This is a genomic window from Methylorubrum sp. POS3 (genome assembly GCF_043352485.1).
Taxonomy (GTDB): domain Bacteria; phylum Pseudomonadota; class Alphaproteobacteria; order Rhizobiales; family Beijerinckiaceae; genus Methylobacterium; species Methylobacterium suomiense.
On record NZ_JAPRBT010000031.1, the window covers coordinates 1 to 858 of the forward strand.

The 858-nt window shown below is 71.2% G+C and carries 1 protein-coding gene; it reads right to left on the bottom strand.

Features of this window, described 5'->3' with window-relative positions; translation table 11 throughout:
* Positions 1-858: VCBS domain-containing protein (locus OWC43_RS23380; protein ID WP_393958678.1), on the bottom strand; the 858-nt coding region annotated here is incomplete at both ends.

An 858-nucleotide genomic window follows, 5' to 3' on the forward strand; every position in this document is an offset into this window, starting at 1 on the left:
ACCGCGTAGGTCTGCGTCACGCTCTGGCCCGCCGCCAGCGCGTCCAGCGCCTTGTCGGCCACCTGGAACGACCACGCGACATGGCCCGCCCCCCCGCCGGTCGTGTCCGCGCTGACGGTGGCGCTGAGCGCGCCGAGATAGCCCGCCCCCTTCGACGTCACCCGCACGGCGTGCACGTCCGAGAGGTCGATATCCGCGAAGTCGAAGCTCCCGCCCGTGAGGTGGAGGCTCGCATCGCCGTAGGCCCCCGCCTTCTCCGTCACACTCCCCGTGACCTGGCCGCCCGCCACGATCACCGGCGCGTCGTTGACCCCCTTAAGCGCGATCGTCACCGCCTGCTGCGCCACCCCGCCGTTGCCGTCGTTCCCCTGGACGGTCGTGACCACCCGCACGGTGTCGTTCTGGCCGATGAAGTCGAGCGCCTTGTCGGCGATGGCGTAGGACCAGGTCGCCGTGCCCCGGTTCGCGCCGAGATCCCCGGTCGGCATCGTGAACGCCGCCTTCAGGGCCGCGACCTGATCCGCCGTCAGGCTGGCGGTCAGGTCCGCCCCCGACACGCTGGTGTAGCTCACGCTCTGACCGGCGAACGAGACGGTCAGGTGGTCGGTCAGATCGGCATCGGCGAAGGTCAGCGTGCCCGAGCGCGCGTGGTTGACGGCCGTGCCCTCGTACCACGTCGCCCCGGTCGAGCCCGTGATGCTCGGCAGGTCGTCCGTGCCGACCAGCGTCACCACGACGTCCTGGCGCACCACCCCGCCCTTCCCGTCCGAGAGGGTCAACGTGTAGGTCTGGTCGAGCGTCTGGCCGGCGCCGAGGAAGTCGAGGGCCTTGTCGGGGGCGCTCCAGTTCCAGACGACC